Origin of the sequence: Flavobacterium longum (assembly GCF_965137575.1) — a bacterium.
GTDB lineage: Bacteria > Bacteroidota > Bacteroidia > Flavobacteriales > Flavobacteriaceae > Flavobacterium > Flavobacterium longum.
Window position 1 is genome coordinate 342,568 of sequence record NZ_CBCRZJ010000002.1, and the last position, 21,612, is coordinate 364,179.

The following is a 21,612-nucleotide window of genomic DNA, read 5'->3' on the forward strand; positions in this document are numbered from 1 at the left end:
TGAATTTGGCGATACGATATAGGGAAATCTGATTTGCGATATTTGCGAAGATTAGTCGGGCTTCCAGAAATGCTTGTCTAAGTTGACGATTTGATTGTCTTTGATGACAACGCCTTCGCTTTCCAGCAGCTGTTGCATCAAATTCGTGCCGTCAAAATGGTGCTTGCCGGTGAGTACGCCCATGCGGTTGACGACGCGGTGCGCCGGAACATCTTCGGGGCAATTGTTCATGGCCCAGCCTACCATACGGGCCGATCCGCGCGAAGCCAAGAATTCTGCAATGGCGCCGTATGACGTGACTTTCCCGTACGGAATACGCCGTGCAACGTCATACACTTTCTGGAAAAAACTGTCCTGATCTTTTGCCATTACCAGTAGTAATTTACCACATTGACAATCGTGATCACGCTCACAATGGCCGTGATCGTACCGATGATGTAGTTCATGTTGCGCAGGATGAACACGGTGCGCTTTTCCATTTTCTTGAAGAAGGCGATGTAGCAGTAAAATGCGAAGAAAGCGCCGAGTCCTGAACCGAGCACGAACGTCCAGACGAACAAATCCTCAAACGAAAAATATTGGTATGAGGCCAGCGTAACGCTGATGAACACGTAAAACGGAATCGGGAAAAAGTTGAGCGCCGAAAGCAGCATCCCAAAAAAGAACCTGCTTTTCTTGCTGTGGAATTTGACTTTGGTTTCTTCGACATCGGGTTTTTTACCCTGCCAGAAAAAGAAAATCGTCAACGACATGAAAATGCCCAGCCCGATTTCGCGCAACAACACCAACACATCGGGGTTCCGGTCAATGAAACGGGCAAAAACCACGGCGATATACGTTTGGAAAAGCACCACCAGCGTAGCGCCGGCAGCGAAAATCAAGGCTTGCGTACGGCCTTCCTTCAGGCTCACTTTGGCAGCCGTCATGTTGATCAGGCCTGGCGGCGTAATCCCGAGCGATGCGGTAAAGAAACCCAGGATTAACGGCAGCACATAACCCATCTCAATTTATTTTGAACCTAATATACGTAATTGGCTTGTTAACTTCCAAATATTGTTTTTCATAAAACGTCTGGATGCCAATCACTTCGGCCGGCGCGCCTTCGTTTCGGTAGATGTTGTGGTTGGCGTATTGGATGTCGTGACCCGAACCCTGGAGCAGCCCGAGCGTATAGCCGTGCATGAATTCACTGTCGGTTTTTAGATGGACAACGCCTTCTGGCTTGAGGATTTTTTTGTAGCGTGCCAAAAACTCCGGATTGGTCATGCGGTGTTTGGTGCGTTTGTATTTGATTTGCGGATCGGGGAACGTGATCCAGATTTCATCGACTTCACCCTCGGCAAACAAATGGTCGATGAGTTCGATTTGCGTCCTTAAGAATGCAGCATTCTTGATTCCGGATTCGATGGCCGTTTTTGCACCGCGCCAGAAACGTGAACCCTTGATGTCAACCCCGATGAAGTTTTTGTTCGGATAACGTTCGGCCAAACCGACCGTGTATTCGCCTTTGCCGCAGCCCAATTCCAACACGACCGGATTGTCGTTCTTGAAGAAGTCATTGCGCCATTTTCCTTTGAGTGCGAAATTCCCGCTTACGGCCTCGTCGCGCGTGGGTTGGATGACATTTGCGAAAGTTTCGTTTTCCCGGAATCGCTTGAGTTTGTTCTTGCTGCCCACTTTTTTTAAAATTTTCGCAAACTTAAGGAAATATACGGTAAGGGAAATGTTTTTATCTTCGCCCAAATGCCAGAACTCCCGATTCAGAAAAATATCCTCGTGGCACCGCTCAACTGGGGTTTGGGCCACGCCACGCGTTGTATTCCTATCATCCGCGCTTTGGAAGCCAACGGATACACGCCCATTTTGGCTTCGGACGGCGCCGCCTTGCAACTCTTGAAAAGGGAATTCCCGAAATTGCTCGCGCTGGAATTGCCGTCGTACCAAATTGAATATCCACGGGAAGGCAAACACTTCAAATGGAAAATGCTCCAGAACCTACCGAAGATGATGGAAGCCGTGTCTGGCGAAAAGAAAATCGTCAAGCAGTGGGTGAAGCAATACAACCTTTGGGGTATTATTTCAGACAACCGGTTGGGCGTGGTGTCCAAGAAAGTGCCGTCGGTGTTCATTACGCACCAACTCAACGTGCTCACCGGAAATACGACTTGGCTCACCGGGAAACTGCACCGGATGATCATCGAAAAATTCACTGAATGTTGGATTCCGGATGTGGACGATTTCATCAACCTGTCGGGCAAACTCGGGCATTTGAAGGACGCCGACGATTTGCACCTGAAATACATCGGGCCGCTCAGCCGCTTTGAGCCAATGGCGTTGCCCGCGAAATACGATTTGATGGTGATGCTTTCGGGCCCGGAACCGCAGCGCGGCATGCTTCAGGAGCAACTCGAGCGCGAAGTCATGCAGTTTGATGGGAAAGTGGTTTTCGTGAAAGGCGTCATGGAAGCCGAGCAGAAGAAAATCCAGTTGGGCAACGTGACGTACTACAATTTCATGACGTCATCTGAACTGGAAAAAACCGTCAACGAAAGCAAACTCGTGCTGTGCCGTTCTGGCTACACGACCGTCATGGACTTGGCGAAATTGGGGAAGAAAGCGTTTTTCATCCCGACGCCCGGCCAGTATGAACAGGAATACCTGGCGCGGAAATTCAAGAAAGAAGGCTTGGTGCCATACGCCAAACAAGAACATTTCCGGTTGGAAAAACTCACCGAAGTGGACTTGTACAAAGGCTTGCCGCACATCCCGGAAAAAATCCATTGGAAGAATTTGTTCTGTTTGTTTGAGCGGGAATGATGCGTTTTTCATGACGCAAAAATCCGTACATTCGAACAAAAAATAATGTTCCGGCACAAAGGCAAGACACGCACGCTGCGGCACAATTTGAGGATTGCGTCTTTGCTTTCTTTCGTGGCCGGGATTGTGAACATTGCCGGGTTTTTGGCCGTGGCCAGATTGACCACGAACGTTACGGGTCATTTCGCTTTTTTGGTGGACGAAGTTTTCCGGCTGGAATTCTGGAACGGATTCGTGTATTTCCTGTACATTTTCTTCTTCTTCCTGGGTTCGTTCGTGTCGAATTTCTTGGTGGAAATCATCTCGCGCAGCCACAACAAATCGAGTTATACGATTCCGATTTTTCTGGAAAGTGTCATCTTGATTGCCGTAGCATTGGCTGGGGAATTTCTGATACAGAAAAACCCGGACTTGCTCGCTTTCGCACTTTTGTTTGCAATGGGTTTGCAGAATTCTTTGGTGACGACCATTTCAAACGCGACGGTGCGCACCACACATTTGACCGGGCTTTTCACCGACTTGGGTATCGAGTTGTCGCAGTTGTTTTTCTACAAGGAAACCGAGCAACGGCGGCGTTTGTTTTCGTCGATCAGGTTGCGATTGACCATTATCAGTTTCTTCTTTTTGGGCGGCGTGGTTGGCGGTGTTTTTTATGCGACATTGGGTTTGCAGGTTTTACTGATGGGCGGCGTGACGTTATTGGGCGCCATTTGGTACGACCATGTGAAATTGCGGCTGATCCAGTTGAAGCGAAAAGGGTTGCATTGATGAAACCGATAACATGCGGTTGGGCGCGTTAGCGATGGAAGCGGCATCCTTTTGTGAGTGCGCGAGCAAAAGATAGAGTGGACAGCGCGACGGCGGCGACAGCAAAGCCGGAACGCCCAAGAAAATTAACCCTTGAATTTGCCGAGTGTGAAGGAGAATTCGGAGCCTTTGCCGAACTCGCTTTCTACGTAGATTTTTTCGTTGTGCGCTTCGATGATGTGCTTGACGATGGACAGCCCGAGGCCGGAACCGCCTTCCTTTCGCGAGCCGCTTTTGTCAACGCGGAAGAAGCGTTCGAACAGGCGCGGGATGTTTTGTTTTTCGATGCCTTCGCCATTGTCTGTGACGCGGACGATGACTTTGTTGGAGACGAAATCTTCGATGGCTACTTCGGTAGAGCCTTTTTCCTTGCCGTACTTGATGGAATTCATGATGAGGTTCATGAGCACTTGCTCAATCTTTTCCTGATCGCCGAAGACGTAAACGGGCTTGTTGTATTTGCGGTCGAACAACAGCATGATGTCTTTTTTGGAGGCTTCCATCTCGAGCATGTCGAAGACGTTCTGTACGGTTTCCACCATGTCGAACTTGGCGAATTCGGTGTTGAGTTCGCCGTTTTCGAGCTTGGCCATCATGTCTAAATCTTGTACGATGTAGATGAGCCGCTCGACGCCTTTTTCGGCGCGTTCTAAATATTTCTTGCGGATGGTTTTGTCTTTCATGCCGCCGTCGATCAGCGTGGACAGATAGCCTTGCACGGTGAACAACGGCGTCTTTAATTCGTGCGATACGTTACCCAGGAATTCGCGGCGGTATTCTTCGCGGACCTTCAGGGTTTCGATTTCTAGTTTTTTGTCGGTGGCGAATTTCTTGACTTCGCGCGTGAGGGTTTCCATGTCGGTCGTGACCGATTGGTTGGAGAAACTCGTGGATTCCAGCAGCGACACGTCGTCATAGATTTTCTTAACCCGGCGGTAGATGAAATGCTCGACGCGGTATTGGATGACGAAAAAAGAAAACGCGGCCATGCAGACCGCGAAATAGAGATAAACGATTGGCGTGATGTGGGCGAAAAAATAAGTCAGGACAAAGAGCAACCCCGTGGAAAACAGCGTGATGTAAAACGATGATTTTACCGCAAAACGGTAGGTTTTCTTGAACTGTATGCCCATTTATGCTTCAATCTTATAGCCAACGCCTTTGATGGTTTTGAACAATTCCTCTCCGATTTTCTCGCGCAATTTCCGGATGTGCACATCGATGGTGCGGCCGCCTACAATGACTTCGTTGCCCCAGACTTTGTCAAGGATTTCCTCGCGCTTGAAGACTTTTCCGGGCTTGGACGCGAGCAGGTAAAAGAGTTCGAATTCCTTGCGCGGCAGGACGATTTCTTTGCCGTCCTTGATGATTTTGTATTCTTCGCGATTGATTTCGATGCCGCCGACGTTGAGCGTTCCGGATGGTTTTCCGTCTTCTTGTTTGAGCCTGCGCAACAACGCTTTTACTTTGCTCACGAGCAGTTTCGGCTTGATGGGTTTTGAGATGTAATCATCGGCGCCCGCTTCGAAACCGGCCACTTGCGAATAGTCTTCGCTGCGCGCGGTCAAAAAGGTGATGATCACGTTGGACAGTTCCGGGATTTTGCGGATGGTTTCGGTGGCTTCCATACCGTCCATTTCAGGCATCATGACGTCCATGATGATCAGGTGCGGCAACTCTTTTTTGGCTTTCGCCACGGCTTCTTTACCGTTTGATGCGGTCAGGATCTGGTAGCCTTCCTGCGAGAGGTTGTACCCGACGATTTCCAGGATATCCGGTTCGTCGTCCACCAGTAAAATCCTGATGTCTTTTTTCTTCATGATTGGTTCTTGCATCGGTTTTCAGAAGTCAAAAGTAAAGATAAACATTCTTTGCAAACAAGGCGTTAACCGTAATTTAATCTGTTAACAATTCGGTAATCATTCGTAAACCAAACGGTAACTGGCGCGTAACTGCGGCTTCACACGACGACCGTTACTTTGCACCAAAATTTAACACAGCTAGAGCGAATGAAAATCAAGATCCTGATCCTGACATTGTTTTTATCGGTAGCCGCATGGGCGCAAAAAGGCACCATCACTGGAACCATTTCCGACAAGGACATGGCCGGCGCACCATTGCCATTTGCCAACGTCGTCATTAAAGGCACAACCAACGGCACGACATCCGACGAAAACGGAAAATATACCTTTAAAGTTGACCCGGGCACATACACCATCGAATTCAGTTTCGTAGGTTACGAGCCGCAGGAGCAACAAGTGACTGTCACTGCAGGGGAAACGGTTACTGTAGACAAAACCCTCGGCACCGGAAGCTACACCTTGAAAGATGTGGAAATCCAGGCGGCCGGCAACCGTGAAAGGGAAACGGCGCTTTTGGTGGAACAGAAAAAAGCGGTGGAAATCAAGCAAAGTATCGGCGCACAGGAAATGTCGCGCAAAGGCGTGAGCGACGTGGAAGAAGGTCTGACGAAAATTTCGGGCATCACCAAAGTGGGTTCCCGCGGCTTGTTCGTACGTGGTTTGGAAGACAGATACAATAATTTGCTGGTGAACGGTTTGGCCGTGCCATCGAACAACCCGTTCAGGAAAATCATCCCGCTGGATTTGTTTCCGACAGACATTGTGAGTGCGGTGGACGTTTACAAGACTTTCAACGCCAATATCTATGGTGACTTTGCTGGCGGAACATTCAACATCGGTACGTCGAAAGGCGGCAAAAGCGTGACCAAAATAAGTGTCGGTGCAGGTTTTACGACCAATAACAACTTGTCGGATTTCAAGATTGCGAAAGATGCGGACGGCTCAAAAGGTTTCTTTGGCTTGACCGGAAAAGACCGTATGCTGCCGGGTATTTTCGGAGGGCGACCAACTAATCCGGAACTTACCGGACAACAGTCATTGAACGCATTCCAAAGCGGTTTTGACGTCACCGACAAACGCAGCCCGCTCAATACCAGCATCGGGTTGTTGCATTCTGAAAAATTCAACCTCAAAGGCGACGGGAAATTCTCTTACTTGCTTTCATTGAACTTCGACAACAGTTACAAAGTACGGCGCGGTGCAGACCGTACCGTTTCGAACACCGGGGCCAACGGATCGATCGAATTCTTCAACGATTTTGAAAGCAGCGAGTATTTGTACGACACCAACACATCGGCACTCATTTCCGGTAATTATAAAGTTGGCCGCTGGGATTTGACTGCGAACGTTTTTTACCTGCGCAACACGACCAACGCCATCCAAGACCAGTTTGGTGTGTCGGAAAATAATGAGCAAAACCCAAATTATCTCGTGCGCACCAACCAGCTCGACCAATCTGACTACTTGACCGGCCAATTGCTGGGTGAAATCGCGTTAAATGAAGACGAAAGCCAACTATTCAAGGCCGGCGTTTCGGCCTCCAAGACATCTTACCAGCAGCCGGACCGTAAATTTTTTGAAGGCACGAAATCTGGCGAAGACATCACCGTTTCTTACGGCGGCAACAATTTCCTGCGTCAATATCTTGACATTGAAGGCGTGGGCTACATGTCTGGCATGGCGGAATATTCGGTGAAATTCGGCAAGAAGGCCGACCGCAAAAACCAATTTTCGGTTGGTTATAACGGCAATTTCTCTCTTGCGCAATCTTCTTATCGTTTCGTGTCGACGACAACAGGGCCAACCAACACGTTGCCCATCAACGAGCTTGATGCACAAATTGCAACAGACCTTTTGGCCAACAACTTCCGTTTCCGCGAAACGTCAAACGGCCAGTACAAAGTGAAATTGGCCGAGAACAACAATGCGGGTTATGCGACACTGACTTTGCATCCGGGCACAAAATGGGAAGTATTTGCGGGTGTGCGTGCCGAACAGGTAGCGCGTGAGACCAAGTTCAGGTTCAATGGCGGATTCAACGACCCGTTTATAAAAAGGACTTTTGAGAAATTGTATGTCTTGCCGTCGCTCAACGTGAAATACGAGCTGAACGAAAAGACGAATCTGCGTTTTGGTGCAGGCGTAACCTATACGAAGCCGGTCCAGATCGAAGCTTTGCCGATTACCTATATCAATGCCGACGGTACGGTACTCAACGGCAACCCGTACCTGGAAAACAGCGACAACTACAACATCGACCTGAAATACGAATTCTTCCCGACCAATAAGGAAATGTTGGCGGTGGGCGTTTTCGGCAAGAAAATCAACAACGCCATCGAGCGCAGTTTCACGGCCAGCGCGGGCGGTTTCCAGACCACGTTCCTGAACACCGGCGATGCCACTTTGTACGGCGCCGAATTGGAATTCATCTTGGATTTTGGACGGATTTCAAAAATGTTGTCTGACTTCTCCTTCGGCTTCAATACGTCTTTGATGCACACCGAAGTGAAAGTGAATCCTTATAGCGTCAACTTTACCGGATTGCTATTGCCATCTACAGAAACGCACGGTGACCGCGAGTTGCAAGGCGCGTCGAAATGGCTCGTCAACGCCGATTTAAAATACCAATTTAAATTCAGTGAAACTTGGACCAATACGGCCACACTCGTGTATTCGGTGTTCGGAAAAAGGATTTACAGCGTGGGCAACTTCCCGTTCGACCATATCTACGAATTGCCGGTGAGCAAATTGGATTTTGTGTGGAGCAGCAAACTGTCTGACCACTTCGATGTGAAATTCGCTGCCGATAACATCCTGAATCCTTTGGTGAGAATGGAATTGGGCGAAGACAGCGATGCCAATTATATTGAGGACTCGCGCGTGTTGCAGGATTACAAACGCGGCGTTGGGTTTTCGGCTGGGTTGACATATACGTTTTAAGGTGAAAACCGCTCCGGTTTATAAACAAAAAGACTGCTTTACGGCGGTCTTTTTTGTTTACACGCTTAACAATACGGTAACGATTTGATTGATTTTCAGTAACCGAATCATAATCCTGTCGTAACCCGTTTTAAAGGCCTCGAAAATAAATTTGCTGAAACTTAAATCAAGAAACAACAATGAAATCGAAGATTCACGAATACCAAAAAAGCAAAAAGAGAATCATGAGTAATAAATTAGTTTTAGGTCTGGCGATTATCGGATCAATTTTCACAGGCTGCAGTACCGGAGACGACGAAGGCATTACACCTGCAACCGGTGTCATTTCAGGAACAATCACGGAAAGCAAGACATACGCATTCGGCAATTATACGCTTCAGGGTATCGTGAAAATCAACCCAGGCGTTACCGTCACGTTCGATGCAGGTTCAACAATCACTTGCGACAAAACCACAGGCGACAATGCCTTGGTGGTCTTAAACGGTGGAAAACTCAACATCAACGGCACGGCTTCACAGCCTGTTGTGTTCACTGAGGTTTCGCAGGTTCCAGGTTCTTGGGGCGGCATCATCATGTACGGCGATGCACCAATCAACGCCATCGGCGGCGCGGCCACAGCGACTTCCGAAGACGGCAATAACTTGCCTTACGGCGGTGCGAATGCCACACACAACGGCGGTTCATTGAACTATGTGCGTGTGGAATATGCGGGCGCGAAATTGGCGGACGGTACAAAAGAAAACAATGCCTTCACCTTTTACAGCGTAGGCTCTGGCACTAACTTGAATCACTTGGTAGCTTACAAGGGCGCCGATGACGGTTTTGAATTCTTTGGCGGAACCGTAAGTGCAACTAACATCGTTTCTTACGGCTGTTATGACGACTCTTTTGACTGGCAAGACGGCTGGCAAGGCCAAAACAACAGCAACTGGTACGCTTACCAGACCGTGAAAGGCAACTTCGGGATGGAGATTGAAGCCAATAATAACAACAATGCTTTCTATCCGAAAGTGGCAAATGTAACCTTGAAAAGAGCCGCAGGAACCACGCCTGAAGTGGCTGGAACCATCGAAATCGATGCCTTTCAATTCAAGAAGCAAGGCAACGGGGAATTCAGCAATGTCATCATCGACGGTTACGGCAATTACACGGAGTCATCAACAACATATGAAGGCGCGGCGGTTAAAATTCAGGACGCAGCCACCAATACAGACCAGGTAAATGGATCTAAGGTTAAATTGTTGGGTGCAAAAATCACAAATACGACACATACTGAAGCCATTGGCGCTACCGGTGCCATTACCGTTAACTTCCCTTCGGCCAATTACACGGTCAACGCATCGGCCACCGGCGCATCGATCGAATCTGGCAACTGGGTAACGGTTGGCGGCACGAATTTGATCCCATAATTGAGAATTAGAATTAGATTAAGTAATTTAACGCTCCTTTTAGTAGGAGCGTTATTTTTTTGGCTTCATTTTTGGAAAAAGTTTTATACTTTTACAAAACCAAATTGCACCTATGGCAAAGAACTACTTTTATATGTTCCTTTTCTGTTTGTTTTCACTGGCCGCATCGGCGCAGGACGGCAAGCAACCCGGTAAAGCTCAGGACGCTATTGAAGGCCTGAACTTTTATCCGAACCCGGTGAGCAATGGGAAAATCTACATTACATCGAAGTCATCGATAGACAAGGAAATTACGATTTTTGACGTGCTCGGGAAAAAGGTGTTCCAAACGGTACTCAATACCCGCGAACTCAACATCTCCAATTTATCGCCCGGCGTTTATATCATCAAGATCAAAGAGAACGACGCCACTGCAACAAGGAAGCTGATTATTAAATAATTAAGCTTCTTTTTTTTGTTGATACTTTAATATTTTTTTAATCCGGATTTTTTTTAGCAACAGAAATTACTGACTATATTTGTACGCTTAATTCTTACTAAATAAAAAAATGAAAAAACTTTACTCTTTAATGTTGATCGCGGTTGGCAGCTACACATTCGGCCAGACTTTTTATGCCGAAAATATGGGCGTCCCAACCGGCACAACGGCTATCGCGACTTATGCTGGGCAAGCTGCTCCTGCAACTTTCCAGAACGGTGCTCCAATCGCTTATAGCGGAACCGGAGACATGCGCGCGACTGGCGTATCTTCAGGTTATACTGGCGCTTCAGGCGGCGGTAACGTATTTATGAATGCTGATACAGAGTACTTCCAAATCGACGGTTTGAATACTTCTGCTTACGCGTCTGCTGATCTTCAGTTGACTTTCGGCGCGCTTACCGCCACTCAAATGATCGTTGAGCAAAGTACCAACGGAACAGATTGGACGGCATTGACGTTTACACCTGATGCTGTTGCAGGCTGGACACTTTACACTGTGGCTGGCGGACAGATTCCGTCTTCTACTACGCTGTCTTTGAAGTTCAGGGTTACGGGCGCAGGCCAAACGCGCTTGGACGACATCAAATTGAGCAACGTTTCGGCGTCATGTACATTTGCTTTCGGATCGGCTACTGCTTTGTGCGATGCCGTTACAGCTGCACTTGACACTTATACCGTTTCAATTCCATACACAGGCGCAGGAAATGCGACATATAACATTGTGACAACGGCAGGCACTGTAGGCGGCGATAACCCAACCTCAGTAGCAGCTGGAAACATCGTCATTACAGGTGTGACAGAAGGTGTAAACATCACTGTTACCGTTACTGGCGGCACATGCAACAGCCAATTAGACGTTACCGCACCTTCTTGTAAGCCGGTAAATGCATTGCCTTACACCGAGCATTTCGAATATACTGCAGGTACCGCATTGGGCAGCACCCAAAAATGGTCAAACGTAAACTCTGGTGATGACATCACCGTTACACCGGGGAATTTGAACTACACAGGCGTTCCTGCTTTCGGAAATGCTGCAGCTTTTTCAGGCGCTGGTATCGACACCACTACACCGTTCACCGCGGTAACTTCAGGTACGGTTTACGCCTCTTTCTTGATGAGCGTAACCGACATGAGCAACATTACGGCTGACCCATCGGAAACGTATTTCGCTTGTTTGACTGAGCCAAACGCCGGTGCATTCCGTGCAAGGCTGTTCTTGAAAAGGACTGGTACGCAATATCAATTGGGTTTCGCTAACCTTTCTACCACGACAAACTATGCTGCGCCATTATTCAACGTTGGTGACGTAGTGTTTGTGGTTATGGGTTACGATTTCGGTACCAATACATTGAGCTGCTGGTTGAACCCAACGGTGGCTACTTTCAATGCTTCTACACCAGCTACATTGACAGACGTTCCGGGTACAGCCTTGACTACTTTGGGTGCGTTCTTGTTGCGTCAGGATGGCGCAGCTACGACACCATCAATCACGGTTGATGCTTTGCGTATCGCGACAACCATCAATGAGTTGTTGGCTACAGCACAGAATGACATCGCTGGTTTCCAGATGTATCCAAACCCTGTAAACAATGGTTTGCTGTACATCACTTCAGACAGCAACGAGACTAAGGCTGTTGCGATTTTTGACGTGTTGGGCAAGCAGGTGGTAAACGCTACCGTAACCGACGAGCCCGTAAACGTATCGGCTTTGACCAGCGGCGTTTACATTGTTAAAGTCACCGAAGCAGGTAAAACCGCTACAAGGAAATTGGTGATCAAGTAATCAATTTTTGACATACTTAAAAAGCCTCGAGAAATCGGGGCTTTTTTATTTCTTACCTTTGCGGCGTGTTTCCAGCATCAGACATATTCACCATTTCGTCACAAAAGCAATTCGAGAAAGTTGCCTTGAAAGTGTTCCGTTTCCAACATGAGCACAACAATGTCTATAGGGAGTTTTGTGATTATCTAGGTGTTGATTCGCAAAAAGTGAAGTCATTGGAGAAGATTCCGTTCCTGCCCATCAGTTTCTTTAAAAGCCATGACGTGATGACCGACGAGCATCCCGTGCAACAGATATTTACGAGCAGCGGTACTACGGGAATGGCTACGAGTCGGCATTTGGTGACCGATGTTTCCCTTTATGAGGAAAGTTACCGCCGCGCTTTTGCACAATTTTATGGCAATATTGAAGATTACGCGGTGCTTGCGCTGTTGCCTTCGTATCTGGAGCGTGGAGGTTCGTCACTTATTTACATGGTGGACGATTTGATCAAGTTGTCAAACAATCCGGACAGCGGCTTTTACCTGCACAACCAGGAGGAATTGGCTGTCAAACTGAAAATGCTTGATGAAGCTGGTCAAAACGTATTGCTCATAGGGGTAACCTACGCGCTTCTCGACATGCTCGAAGCGCACCAATTCTCCCTCCAGAACACCATCATCATGGAAACCGGCGGCATGAAAGGCCGACGCAAGGAAATGATCCGGGAAGAGTTGCATGCCGTTTTGTGCAAAGGTTTCGGCGTACATTCCATCCATTCAGAATACGGGATGACCGAATTGTTGTCGCAAGCCTATTCTTTGGGCGACGGCATTTTTGAATGTCCGGACTGGATGCGGATTCTTGTCCGCGACACGGAAGACGCACTGTCTTATGTAGATGGCGGCAAAACGGGAGGCATCAACGTCATCGATCTGGCCAACATCAATTCCTGCGCATTCATTGCCACGCAGGATTTGGGCAAGAAATACGCAGATGGTTCGTTCGAAGTCTTGGGCAGATTTGACCATTCAGACATCCGGGGCTGCAACCTCATGGTCATGTAAAGAAAAAACCACGAATTCACGAATTTAAACTTGTTGTATTCGTGAATTCGTGGCTATGAATAGTCTTGGCTACACCGCGCGGACGACAAAATAGTTCTTCTTCCCGCGTTGCAACAAGATGAATTTGCCGTTGATGAGATTGGATGCATTCGCGGTAAATCCTTCGGCGATCTTTTCCCGGTTTACCGAAATGGAATTTTCCTGCAGCGCGCGTCTCGCTTCACCGTTGGACTTCATGAAGCCCGTCTTCTCGTTCATCAAAACCACAATATCCACACCGGCTTCAATGTCAGATTTCGCGACATCGGCTTGCGGCACACCGTCGAATATTTCAAGAAAAGTCGCTTCGTCGAGTTGTTTCAAATCGTCGGCGGTTGAATTCCCGAACAAGATATTCGACGCTTGGATCGCTTTGTCCAGTTCGCTTTTGCCGTGGACGAAAGTCGTGACTTCCTCGGCCAGCCTGCGTTGCAAAACGCGCAAATGTGGTGCGGTTTTGTGCTCGTCGATCAGCGCGTCGGTTTCGGCCCTGTCGAGGAAGGTAAAAATCTTGATGTATTTCTCGGCGTCTTCATCGGTGGTGTTGAGCCAGAACTGGTAGAATTTATATACCGAAGTCTTGTCGGCATCGAGCCACACGTTTCCGCCTTCGGACTTTCCGAACTTAGAACCATCGGCTTTTGTGATGAGCGGCGTCGTGAGCGCGAAAGCCTTGGCGTCGGTATTCGGGTTCATGCGGCGCACGAGTTCGGTGCCTGTGGTGATATTGCCCCATTGGTCTGAACCGCCCATTTGCAGCATGCAGTTGTGGTGTTTGTGCAAGTGGTAAAAATCGTATCCTTGAATCAATTGGTAAGTGAATTCGGTGAACGACATGCCGTCGCCGGCCTCACCAGAAAGTCTTTTCTTCACCGAATCTTTCGCCATCATGTAATTGACCGTGATGCGTTTCCCGACTTCGCGTGCAAAATCGATGAACGTGAAGTTCTTCATCCAGTCGTAGTTGTTCACCATGACCGGCGCATTGGCTTCCTTCGAATCAAAATCCAGAAAACGCGACAATACACGTTTAATACCGTCAACATTCTTGGCCAACGTGGCTTCATCGAGCAAGTTGCGCTCATCTGATTTGCCCGACGGATCGCCAATCATGCCCGTGGCACCGCCAACCAACGCAATGGGTTTGTGGCCGAAGCGCTTGAGATGCACCAGCAAAATGATCTGCACCATGCTTCCGATGTGCAACGAATCTGCGGTTGGGTCAAAACCGATATAAGCCGTGGTCGGTTCCTTAAGCAGTTGTTCTTCGGTTCCGGGCATGGCATCGTGGTACAGTCCACGCCATTTGAGTTCTTCGACCAGGTTTTTCATTCGATTCCAGTGATTGTTTAATGGGTGCAAAGATAGGCTAATTTGAGAATTTGGAAATTTGGAAATTTGGAAATTTTGACGCCAGATCCGGTTTTTATCTGGGTTGCGTTAGCGATTACCTCCGGTCTGTTCGGCCTTGTTGGCCTTGGGTGGCGTGGAAAGCCCACAGCGAGTGCACGAGCGCGGACTTACCGCAAATGCGAGGGCCGCAGGCAACGCCCAAAATCTTCTCGCCATGACCTGTGAATTATGAATTGTCTATTACCTTTGCTACATGATTCTCCTCACCGGCGCAACCGGCCTTCTCGGTTCTCACGTCTTGCTGCAACTGCTCGAATCGGGCCGACAGGTGCGTGCGCTGTACCGAACGCCGGAAAACAAAGCGCGGACGAAATCGCTGTTTGCGTTTTACCAGCGGCCGGAGTTGTTTGCGGACATTGATTGGGTGCAGGCCGACATCAATGACATCCCGTCGCTCGAGGCCGCATTCAAGGACATTGATTTTGTGTATCATGCCGCGGCGTATATTTCTTTTGATCCGTACGATGAGGACAAACTCCGTAAGATCAATATTGAAGGCACGGCCAACGTAGTGAATTGCTGCTTGGCATTTGGCGTGAAGAAATTGTGTCACGTCAGCTCGATTGCGGCGCTTGGCGACCCGTTGGATTTCCAGTTTTCGGTGAATGAGGAAACCGAATGGAACCCCGAGAAGCCACATTCAGATTATGCCATCTCAAAACACGGCGCCGAAATGGAAATCTGGCGCGGGCAACAGGAAGGTTTGGATGTGGTTATGGTCAATCCAGGCATCATCATCGGCCCGCCATTTTGGGAAACCGGAAGTTCGGCCATGTACAAGATGATTGAGAATGGGCAGCGCTTTTACACCTTCGGAACGATGGGCTTTGTAAGCGCACGCGACGTGGCCAAAATCATGGTCTTGTTGATGGACAGCGACATTTCGGGCGAACATTTTACTTTGAGCGCCGGCGATTTCAGCTATCGCGATATTTTCTTTATGGCCGCCGACGCGATGCAAAAGAAACGTCCGACGATGTACGCCAAGCCTTGGATGACCGCCGCTGGTGCAAGACTAGATTGGCTTTTATCAATATTCGGGAAGAAACGGGTATTGACGCTAGATCAGGCAAGGGCTGCTCACGAAACGATTGCGTATCCTAACGACAAGATCGTACAGGCGCTCGGGTTTAAATTCACACCGCCGGAGCAAATTTTCGCTGAAATATTCCGCAATAACTAATTACCGGACAATGCCTACATCATTGCTGTTTGGCGCAGGCGTATTGCCTTTTTTTGCGTCGAGCCGCGCGGCGACTTCCTTGTAGATTTGTTTGTAGCCTTCGATGTCGGCGGCGTAGTATTGGTTGCTCTTGGCGAACTGCACGCTGTCAATACCGTATTTTTTGTAGACGTACGTGTTTTGGTTGATGCCGTTTTGCTCCAAAAGAATCGGTTTCTGCGACCGCATGGCTTCCAGCAAAGACAGATCGTAAATGATGTCCACCATTTTGTCGCGCGCAATCAGGTTGTCGGGTTTTTGCACGACTTCTTTGCCGCATGAGGCGAGCAGAAACAATCCTAATATAATCGCGAGTTTTTTCATCGGTTGAAAAGCAGGCGCTGGCCTTTGCGGATGTCTTTCACCTTGCCGTTTTGATAGACCAATTCGCCATTCACAAAAGTATGGGTAATTCTCGATTTAAAACTATAGCCTTCAAACGGAGACCAACCGCATTTGTACAAAATGTTTTCCTTCCTGACGTTCCAAGGCTGTCCGGCATTGACGATGGCCAGATCGGCGAAATAGCCTTCACGGATGAAACCGCGCTTTTCGATCTTGAAGAGTTTGGCCGGGTTGTGCGCCATTTTCTCGACGATTTTCTCAATCGATATTTTGCCTTGATGGAACGCTTCGAACATGGCCACGACGGCATGTTGCACGAGCGGTCCGCCCGATGGCGCTTTGGTGTAAGGTTGCTGTTTTTCCTCGAGTGTGTGCGGCGCGTGATCGGTGGCGATGACGTCAATCCGGTCGTCATTGAGCGCTTCCCACAACGCTTGGCGGTCGTCGGCTGTTTTTACCGCCGGATTCCATTTGATAAAATTGCCTTTGGTTTTGTAGTCTTCGTCCGAAAACCACAAATGATGGATGCAGACCTCGGCCGTGATTTTCTTTTCCTCCAACGGAATCTTGTTGGTGAACAATTCCATTTCCCTGGCCGTAGACAAGTGGAAAATATGCAGGCGCGCGCCGGTCTTTTTGGCGAGCGCTACGGCTTTCGACGACGAGAGGTAACAAGCTTCTGCGCTCCGGATCAGCGGATGGCATTCCACCGGAATATCGTCGCCATATTGTTCTTTGTATTTTTCCAAGTTGGCCTTGATGGTCGTTTCATCTTCGCAATGCACCGCGATGAGCATTGGTGTACTGCTGAAAATCCGCTCCAGTACGGCTTCGTTGTCAACCAGCATGTTTCCAGTGGACGAACCCAGAAAGATCTTGATGCCGGGAACCGTTTTCGGGTCAGTCTTGAGCAATTCTTCCAGATTGTCGTTGGTGGCCCCGAACATAAAACCGTAATTGGCGAAAGACTTCTCGGCCGCAATCTGGTATTTGGCTTCCAGCGCTTCCTGCGTCACGGCGTTGGGCACGGTGTTCGGCTGTTCGATGAACGATGTAATGCCGCCGGCAACGGCAGCCCGCGATTCAGATTCGATGTCGCCTTTGTGTGTCAGGCCGGGTTCGCGGAAATGCACCTGATCATCAATCGCGCCCGGAATCAGGTAATTCCCTTCGGCATCGATGATCTTGACCGAAGGCGATTTCGCGCTGATGCTTTCGGCAATTTCAACGATGGTATTTCCTTCGACAAGCACATCACCTTCGGAGATGACACCTTCGTTTACGATCTTGGCATTCTTGATTAACGTGCTTCCCATGATTATAGTCTGTTGAACAGTTTGCGGATGCGGAGCGAAATCACCCCGAAAACCGCTTCTTTGATAATGGCATTACTCATCTTCGACTGGCCTTTGGTGCGGTCGGTAAAAATAATGGGCACTTCCACGATGTTAAATTTCTTGGCGAATGTGCGGTACTTCATCTCGATCTGGAAGGCGTAACCGATGAATTTCACGCGGTCAAGCCCGATGGTTTCCAGCACATTTCTTTTGTAACAGATGAATCCGGCAGTAGCGTCATGGATTTTCATTCCTGTGATCAATCGCACGTAACTGGACGCAAAATACGACAGCAACACGCGGCTCAGCGGCCAGTTTACTACATTCACGCCGGTGATGTAGCGCGACCCGATAGCCATATCGGCACCGTTGGCGCAAGCTTGCTGTAACTTTTCGAGGTCGTCGGGATTGTGCGAGAAATCGGCGTCCATCTCGAAGATGTACTCATACTGGTGCGCGAGCGCCCATTTGAATCCGGCCACATACGCGGTGCCGAGCCCCGATTTTTTCGTGCGGTTCTTCAGGAAGAGTTTCCCGTCGAACTCACGCATAAGCGCGTCGACTTTCTGCGCCGTGCCGTCGGGTGAATTATCGTCCACAATCAAGACATCAAACGGCTTGGCCAGCGAGAACACTTTCCTGATCATGGCTTCGATGTTCTCGATCTCGTTGAATGTTGGGATGATTACCAGGCAATCGCTCATGCCGCATCTGAATTTGTCAGCAAAAATAAGTTTTTTGCCCATGCCGCATCATAATAAAATGATAATAATACAAGCGATTTGCGATTCTGACTTGATGCCTGCACCGGGCTGCGAAATCGTCCGGCCGACACAAGAAACTTCAAAGCCCAAACGTTGAACGGTAAACCAAATAACCTTATTTTTGCCGCATGTTAGTAAACGCCATTTTGCCGCGCGTGATGCCGTCTCAGGATTGGGCTACGGTGCTTTTTGTGCTGTGTTTCATCCTGATTGCTGTGACGCGCGCCGCCTTTGACAAGCGTTTCGGTGAGTTTGCGCGCCTGCTCGTATCAGACAAATACATTAAGGTTTACAAAGACAGCAGCCATTTGATGAGTGGTTTCACGGTGTTGCTTTTCGTGGTTCAGGTGATTTCGCTCGCTTTTTTCATCCAATTGACGCTGTCGCATTATGGTTACGCAGAAAAGACCGATTGGGTGTTGTTCATCCGGATTTCGACCTTGCTCGCGGTGTTTATTTTGTGTAAGTTCTTGATCGACAAGATTATCGGGACAGCATTCAATATGGAAGAGTTCGTCGAGCAATTCAATTTGCGTAAAGTGAGCTACCGAAGCTACATGGCGCTGTTCCTGTTGCCTATGAATATCATCTTGTTTTACGGCAATTCTTCGCCTGAATTTGTGTTTTTTGTGCTGATTGCTGCGATATTGCTAACAAACCTGTTAACTTATCTCGTCGCGTTGAAGAATTACCAAAACTTCATCGCTGGTAAGCTGTTCTATTTTATTTTGTATCTTTGCGCACTTGAAATAGCGCCCTATTATTTCATGTATTATTGGTTTACAAAAAGTTAACGCATCCAAAAAATCCCTATGAAAGTCAAGACCATTTTGGTGTCGCAGCCTGAACCCAAAGTAGAGAATTCTCCTTACTTTGAGTTGCAGCAGAAATTCAAGGTGAAAATCGATTTCCGGCCGTTTATCCATGTCGAGGGCGTGAATGCCAAAGACATCCGTTTGCAGAAGATAGACGTCAGTCAATATACAGCCATCATCCTGACGAGCAAGAATGCCGTGGATCATTTTTTCCGTGTAGCCGAGGAAATGCGTTACAAAGTGCCGGAAGGGTTGAAGTATTTCTGCCAGTCTGAAGCCATCGCGTATTACTTGCAGAAGTATGTGGTTTATCGTAAACGGAAGATTTATGTCGGGCAGAAAGATTTTGCAGACCTGACGCCGCTGATCAAGAAATACAAGGAAGAGAAATTCCTTTTACCGGCATCGGATCAACTCAATCCTGACGCGCCGCAAATCCTAAACAACCTGAAAGTGGATTGGACGCAGGCGACGTTTTATAAAACCGTCATGAGCGACCTGTCTGACCTGGCCGATGTCTATTACGACGTGCTGGCGTTTTTCAGCCCAACCGGAATCAAGTCGCTATTCAAGAATTTCCCGGATTTCCAGCAAAACAATACGCGCATCGCGGTATTTGGAAGTTCCGTTCAAAAAGAAGCTGAAGCCCACGGATTGCGCGTGGACATCATGGCGCCGTCTCCGGAAGCGCCGTCCATGACGATGGCACTCGAAAAATACATCGCTAAAGTAAACAAGGAAAAATAACGGAAGAAAAAAATACTATACCAAGCGCCGCATTTGTGGCGCTTTTTTTTTGGCCGAAACTACCAGAAACAAAAAAGCCGCCCAATAACTGAGCGGCTTTTCTATGAATTAATAAAATTATCCTCTTGGTGCGCCCGCCATGATTTCTTCATTGGCAAACTCCTCAAACTTTTTGAAGTTCTCGCGGAATTTGTCGGCGAGTTCATGCGCTTTTTTATCGTACAAATCTTTGTCTTCCCACGTGTTGCGCGGGTTCAGGATTTCGGCCGGAACATTCGGGCAAGATTGCGGCTTGGCGATACCGAAAACCACATGGTCTTTGTATTCTACGTTGTCTAGTTCACCGTTGAGCGCCGCAGTGATCATCGCACGGGTGTATTTCAGCTTCATCCGGCTACCGATGCCGTATGGTCCGCCGGTCCAGCCCGTATTGATGAGCCATACTTTTACGCCGGCTTCTTTCATTTTCTGGCTGAGCATTTCAGCATACTTGGTTGGGTGCAACGGCATGAATGGTGCGCCGAAACAGGCCGAGAAGTTCGGTTGCGGTTCTGTGACGCCGGCTTCGGTTCCTGCAACTTTAGCCGTGTAACCCGAAATGAAGTGATACGCCGCCTGGCCTGGTGTAAGCCTTGAAATCGGAGGCAAAATACCGAAAGAATCAGCGGTTAAAAAGAAAATATTCTTTGGATTGTAACCGATGGAACCCGGTTGGATGTTGTCGATGTGATAGATTGGATAGCTTACCCTGGTGTTTTGCGTGATGGAAACGTCTTCGAAATCGACTTCATTCGTACCTTTCTTGAAGATGACGTTTTCCAGGATCGCACCGCGCTTGATGGCACGGAAAATATCCGGCTCGTTTTCTTCGGTCAGGTTGATGACTTTTGCATAACAGCCGCCTTCGAAGTTGAAAACGGTATTTTCTGAAGTCCAGCCGTGCTCGTCGTCGCCGATGAGTTTGCGATCAGGGTCGGCAGACAACGTCGTCTTTCCGGTACCGGACAATCCGAAGAAAATCGCGGTGTCATTGTTCTTTCCTACGTTGGCCGAGCAGTGCATCGGGAACGTATTCTTATCGACCGGAAGGATGAAATTCAGGGCTGAGAAAATACCCTTTTTCATTTCGCCGGTATATCCTGTGCCGCCAATCAAGGCGATTTTGCGGGTGAAGTCCAAAATGGCGAAGTTGTGCTGTCTTGTGCCGTCGACCATCGGGTCGGCCATGAAGCCAGGCGCACAGATGACATGCCAGTCTGGTGAGAAGTTGTCGAGTTCGGAAGCTTCCGGACGCAGGAACATATTGTAGCAAAACAGGTTGGACCACGCGGTTTCGGTCACGACGCGAACGTTCAATCGGTAATTCGGGTCGGCGCAGACATAACTGTCGCGAACGTAAACCTCTTTATTCGACAAGTAATCCATCACTTTGTCATACAAGGCGTTGAATTTTTCCGGCTCGAACGGCAGGTTTACTTTTCCCCACCAAACTTTATCGGCCGTGATACTGTCTTTAACGATGAAACGGTCTTGTGGCGACCTTCCGGTGAATTCTCCAGTGTTGATGGCCAGCGCGCCGGTTGAAGCCTCGACGCCTTGTCCTGATTTTATTGTGATGTCGTGTAGCTCATCTGGTGACAGCTGGTAATGGACATTCGCATTCTTGATTCCTAAGCCTTCTAACGAAATCGATTTCGTAATCAGCGCGTTATTCTCCATAAAAGTATTCTTTGAGTTGTGTAATTTGAGACAGCAAAAGTAAAAATTAATTTGTGAAAACGTTTT

20 protein-coding genes are annotated in these 21,612 nt (G+C 48.4%); 10 read left to right on the plus strand and 10 right to left on the minus strand.

The features are described from left to right. Positions 1-51 precede the first annotated feature (51 nt). Genes ACM9J1_RS04525 through trmB form a run of 3 tightly spaced genes read right to left on the minus strand, consistent with a single transcriptional unit; the run spans position 52 to position 1,677 of the window. Entirely contained in the window at positions 52-369 is a 318-nt protein-coding gene (locus ACM9J1_RS04525) for an MGMT family protein (protein WP_415580752.1), read from the minus strand. Next, the gene (locus ACM9J1_RS04530) at positions 369-1,001 is read right to left on the minus strand and encodes a LysE family transporter (RefSeq protein WP_415580753.1); all 633 of its coding nucleotides are present in this window, start codon (positions 999-1,001) and stop codon (positions 369-371) included. The genes ACM9J1_RS04525 and ACM9J1_RS04530 overlap by 1 nt, the downstream gene beginning before the upstream one ends. A 1-nt stretch (position 1,002) precedes the next feature. Then, a complete protein-coding gene (trmB, locus tag ACM9J1_RS04535) occupies positions 1,003-1,677 on the minus strand; it encodes a tRNA (guanosine(46)-N7)-methyltransferase TrmB (RefSeq protein ID WP_415580754.1) in 675 nt (224 codons plus the stop codon). A gap of 66 nt (positions 1,678-1,743) precedes the next feature. On the opposite strand from trmB, the gene ACM9J1_RS04540 reads away from it, so the two are divergent. Together ACM9J1_RS04540 and ACM9J1_RS04545 are read left to right on the plus strand one after the other, a co-directional pair. Beyond that, positions 1,744-2,817 carry a glycosyltransferase gene (locus ACM9J1_RS04540; protein ID WP_415580755.1) on the plus strand — a complete coding sequence of 358 codons (1,074 nt, stop codon included), beginning with the start codon at positions 1,744-1,746 and terminating at the stop codon, positions 2,815-2,817. A 45-nt stretch (positions 2,818-2,862) separates the two neighbouring features. Next, positions 2,863-3,585 carry a YoaK family protein gene (locus ACM9J1_RS04545; protein ID WP_415580756.1) on the plus strand — a complete coding sequence of 241 codons (723 nt, stop codon included), beginning with the start codon at positions 2,863-2,865 and terminating at the stop codon, positions 3,583-3,585. Positions 3,586-3,710: 125 nt separating this feature from the next. Here ACM9J1_RS04545 and ACM9J1_RS04550 read toward each other — a convergent pair whose 3' ends face one another. Together ACM9J1_RS04550 and ACM9J1_RS04555 are read right to left on the minus strand one after the other, a co-directional pair. Further along, complete coding sequence (locus ACM9J1_RS04550) at positions 3,711-4,757, minus strand: sensor histidine kinase (RefSeq protein WP_415580757.1); 1,047 nt, start codon at positions 4,755-4,757, stop codon at positions 3,711-3,713. Continuing rightward, positions 4,758-5,444, minus strand: a complete 687-nt coding sequence (locus ACM9J1_RS04555; RefSeq protein ID WP_415580758.1) for a response regulator transcription factor — start codon at positions 5,442-5,444, stop codon at positions 4,758-4,760. A gap of 189 nt (positions 5,445-5,633) precedes the next feature. On the opposite strand from ACM9J1_RS04555, the gene ACM9J1_RS04560 reads away from it, so the two are divergent. The 5 genes from ACM9J1_RS04560 to ACM9J1_RS04580 all read left to right on the plus strand — a co-directional run bounded on the left by ACM9J1_RS04560 (position 5,634) and on the right by ACM9J1_RS04580 (position 13,145). Beyond that, positions 5,634-8,426: a TonB-dependent receptor gene (locus ACM9J1_RS04560; RefSeq protein WP_415580759.1), complete on the plus strand. Its 2,793-nt coding sequence runs from the start codon at positions 5,634-5,636 to the stop codon at positions 8,424-8,426. 224 nt (positions 8,427-8,650) lie between these two features. Continuing rightward, positions 8,651-9,835, plus strand: a complete 1,185-nt coding sequence (locus tag ACM9J1_RS04565) for a hypothetical protein (protein WP_415580761.1) — start codon at positions 8,651-8,653, stop codon at positions 9,833-9,835. 112 nt (positions 9,836-9,947) lie between these two features. Then, the gene (locus ACM9J1_RS04570; protein WP_415580762.1) at positions 9,948-10,274 is read left to right on the plus strand and encodes a T9SS type A sorting domain-containing protein; all 327 of its coding nucleotides are present in this window, start codon (positions 9,948-9,950) and stop codon (positions 10,272-10,274) included. Between the two features lie 109 nt (positions 10,275-10,383). Next, positions 10,384-12,099: a T9SS type A sorting domain-containing protein gene (locus ACM9J1_RS04575; protein ID WP_415580763.1), complete on the plus strand. Its 1,716-nt coding sequence runs from the start codon at positions 10,384-10,386 to the stop codon at positions 12,097-12,099. A 65-nt stretch (positions 12,100-12,164) separates the two neighbouring features. After that, a complete protein-coding gene (locus ACM9J1_RS04580; RefSeq protein ID WP_415580764.1) occupies positions 12,165-13,145 on the plus strand; it encodes a LuxE/PaaK family acyltransferase in 981 nt (326 codons plus the stop codon). Between the two features lie 69 nt (positions 13,146-13,214). Here ACM9J1_RS04580 and tyrS read toward each other — a convergent pair whose 3' ends face one another. Further along, the gene (gene tyrS, locus ACM9J1_RS04585) at positions 13,215-14,516 is read right to left on the minus strand and encodes a tyrosine--tRNA ligase (protein ID WP_415580765.1); all 1,302 of its coding nucleotides are present in this window, start codon (positions 14,514-14,516) and stop codon (positions 13,215-13,217) included. A gap of 274 nt (positions 14,517-14,790) precedes the next feature. Here tyrS and ACM9J1_RS04590 point away from each other — a divergent pair, with 274 nt between their 5' ends. After that, positions 14,791-15,780 carry an NAD-dependent epimerase/dehydratase family protein gene (locus ACM9J1_RS04590; protein WP_415580766.1) on the plus strand — a complete coding sequence of 330 codons (990 nt, stop codon included), beginning with the start codon at positions 14,791-14,793 and terminating at the stop codon, positions 15,778-15,780. Here ACM9J1_RS04590 and ACM9J1_RS04595 read toward each other — a convergent pair whose 3' ends face one another. From ACM9J1_RS04595 to ACM9J1_RS04605, 3 genes are read right to left on the minus strand one after another with little or no spacing between them, the layout of a single operon-like run. Continuing rightward, positions 15,781-16,143 carry a DUF4296 domain-containing protein gene (locus tag ACM9J1_RS04595; protein WP_415580767.1) on the minus strand — a complete coding sequence of 121 codons (363 nt, stop codon included), beginning with the start codon at positions 16,141-16,143 and terminating at the stop codon, positions 15,781-15,783. Next, the gene (locus tag ACM9J1_RS04600; RefSeq protein ID WP_415580768.1) at positions 16,140-17,480 is read right to left on the minus strand and encodes a dihydroorotase; all 1,341 of its coding nucleotides are present in this window, start codon (positions 17,478-17,480) and stop codon (positions 16,140-16,142) included. Before ACM9J1_RS04600 ends, ACM9J1_RS04595 begins: the two co-directional genes overlap by 4 nt. A 2-nt stretch (positions 17,481-17,482) precedes the next feature. Further along, on the minus strand, positions 17,483-18,205 hold the full coding sequence (locus ACM9J1_RS04605) for a polyprenol monophosphomannose synthase (protein ID WP_415580769.1): 723 nt from the start codon (positions 18,203-18,205) through the stop codon (positions 17,483-17,485). Positions 18,206-18,393: 188 nt separating this feature from the next. On the opposite strand from ACM9J1_RS04605, the gene ACM9J1_RS04610 reads away from it, so the two are divergent. Further along, the gene (locus ACM9J1_RS04610) at positions 18,394-19,059 is read left to right on the plus strand and encodes a DUF4271 domain-containing protein (RefSeq protein ID WP_415580770.1); all 666 of its coding nucleotides are present in this window, start codon (positions 18,394-18,396) and stop codon (positions 19,057-19,059) included. A gap of 18 nt (positions 19,060-19,077) precedes the next feature. Further along, positions 19,078-19,827, plus strand: coding sequence for a uroporphyrinogen-III synthase (locus tag ACM9J1_RS04615; protein WP_415580771.1), 750 nt, complete (start codon positions 19,078-19,080; stop codon positions 19,825-19,827). A 117-nt stretch (positions 19,828-19,944) separates the two neighbouring features. On the opposite strand, the gene pckA is transcribed toward ACM9J1_RS04615, so the two are convergent. Then, positions 19,945-21,546 carry a phosphoenolpyruvate carboxykinase (ATP) gene (gene pckA / locus ACM9J1_RS04620; protein ID WP_415580772.1) on the minus strand — a complete coding sequence of 534 codons (1,602 nt, stop codon included), beginning with the start codon at positions 21,544-21,546 and terminating at the stop codon, positions 19,945-19,947. Positions 21,547-21,612: the final 66 nt, after the last annotated feature.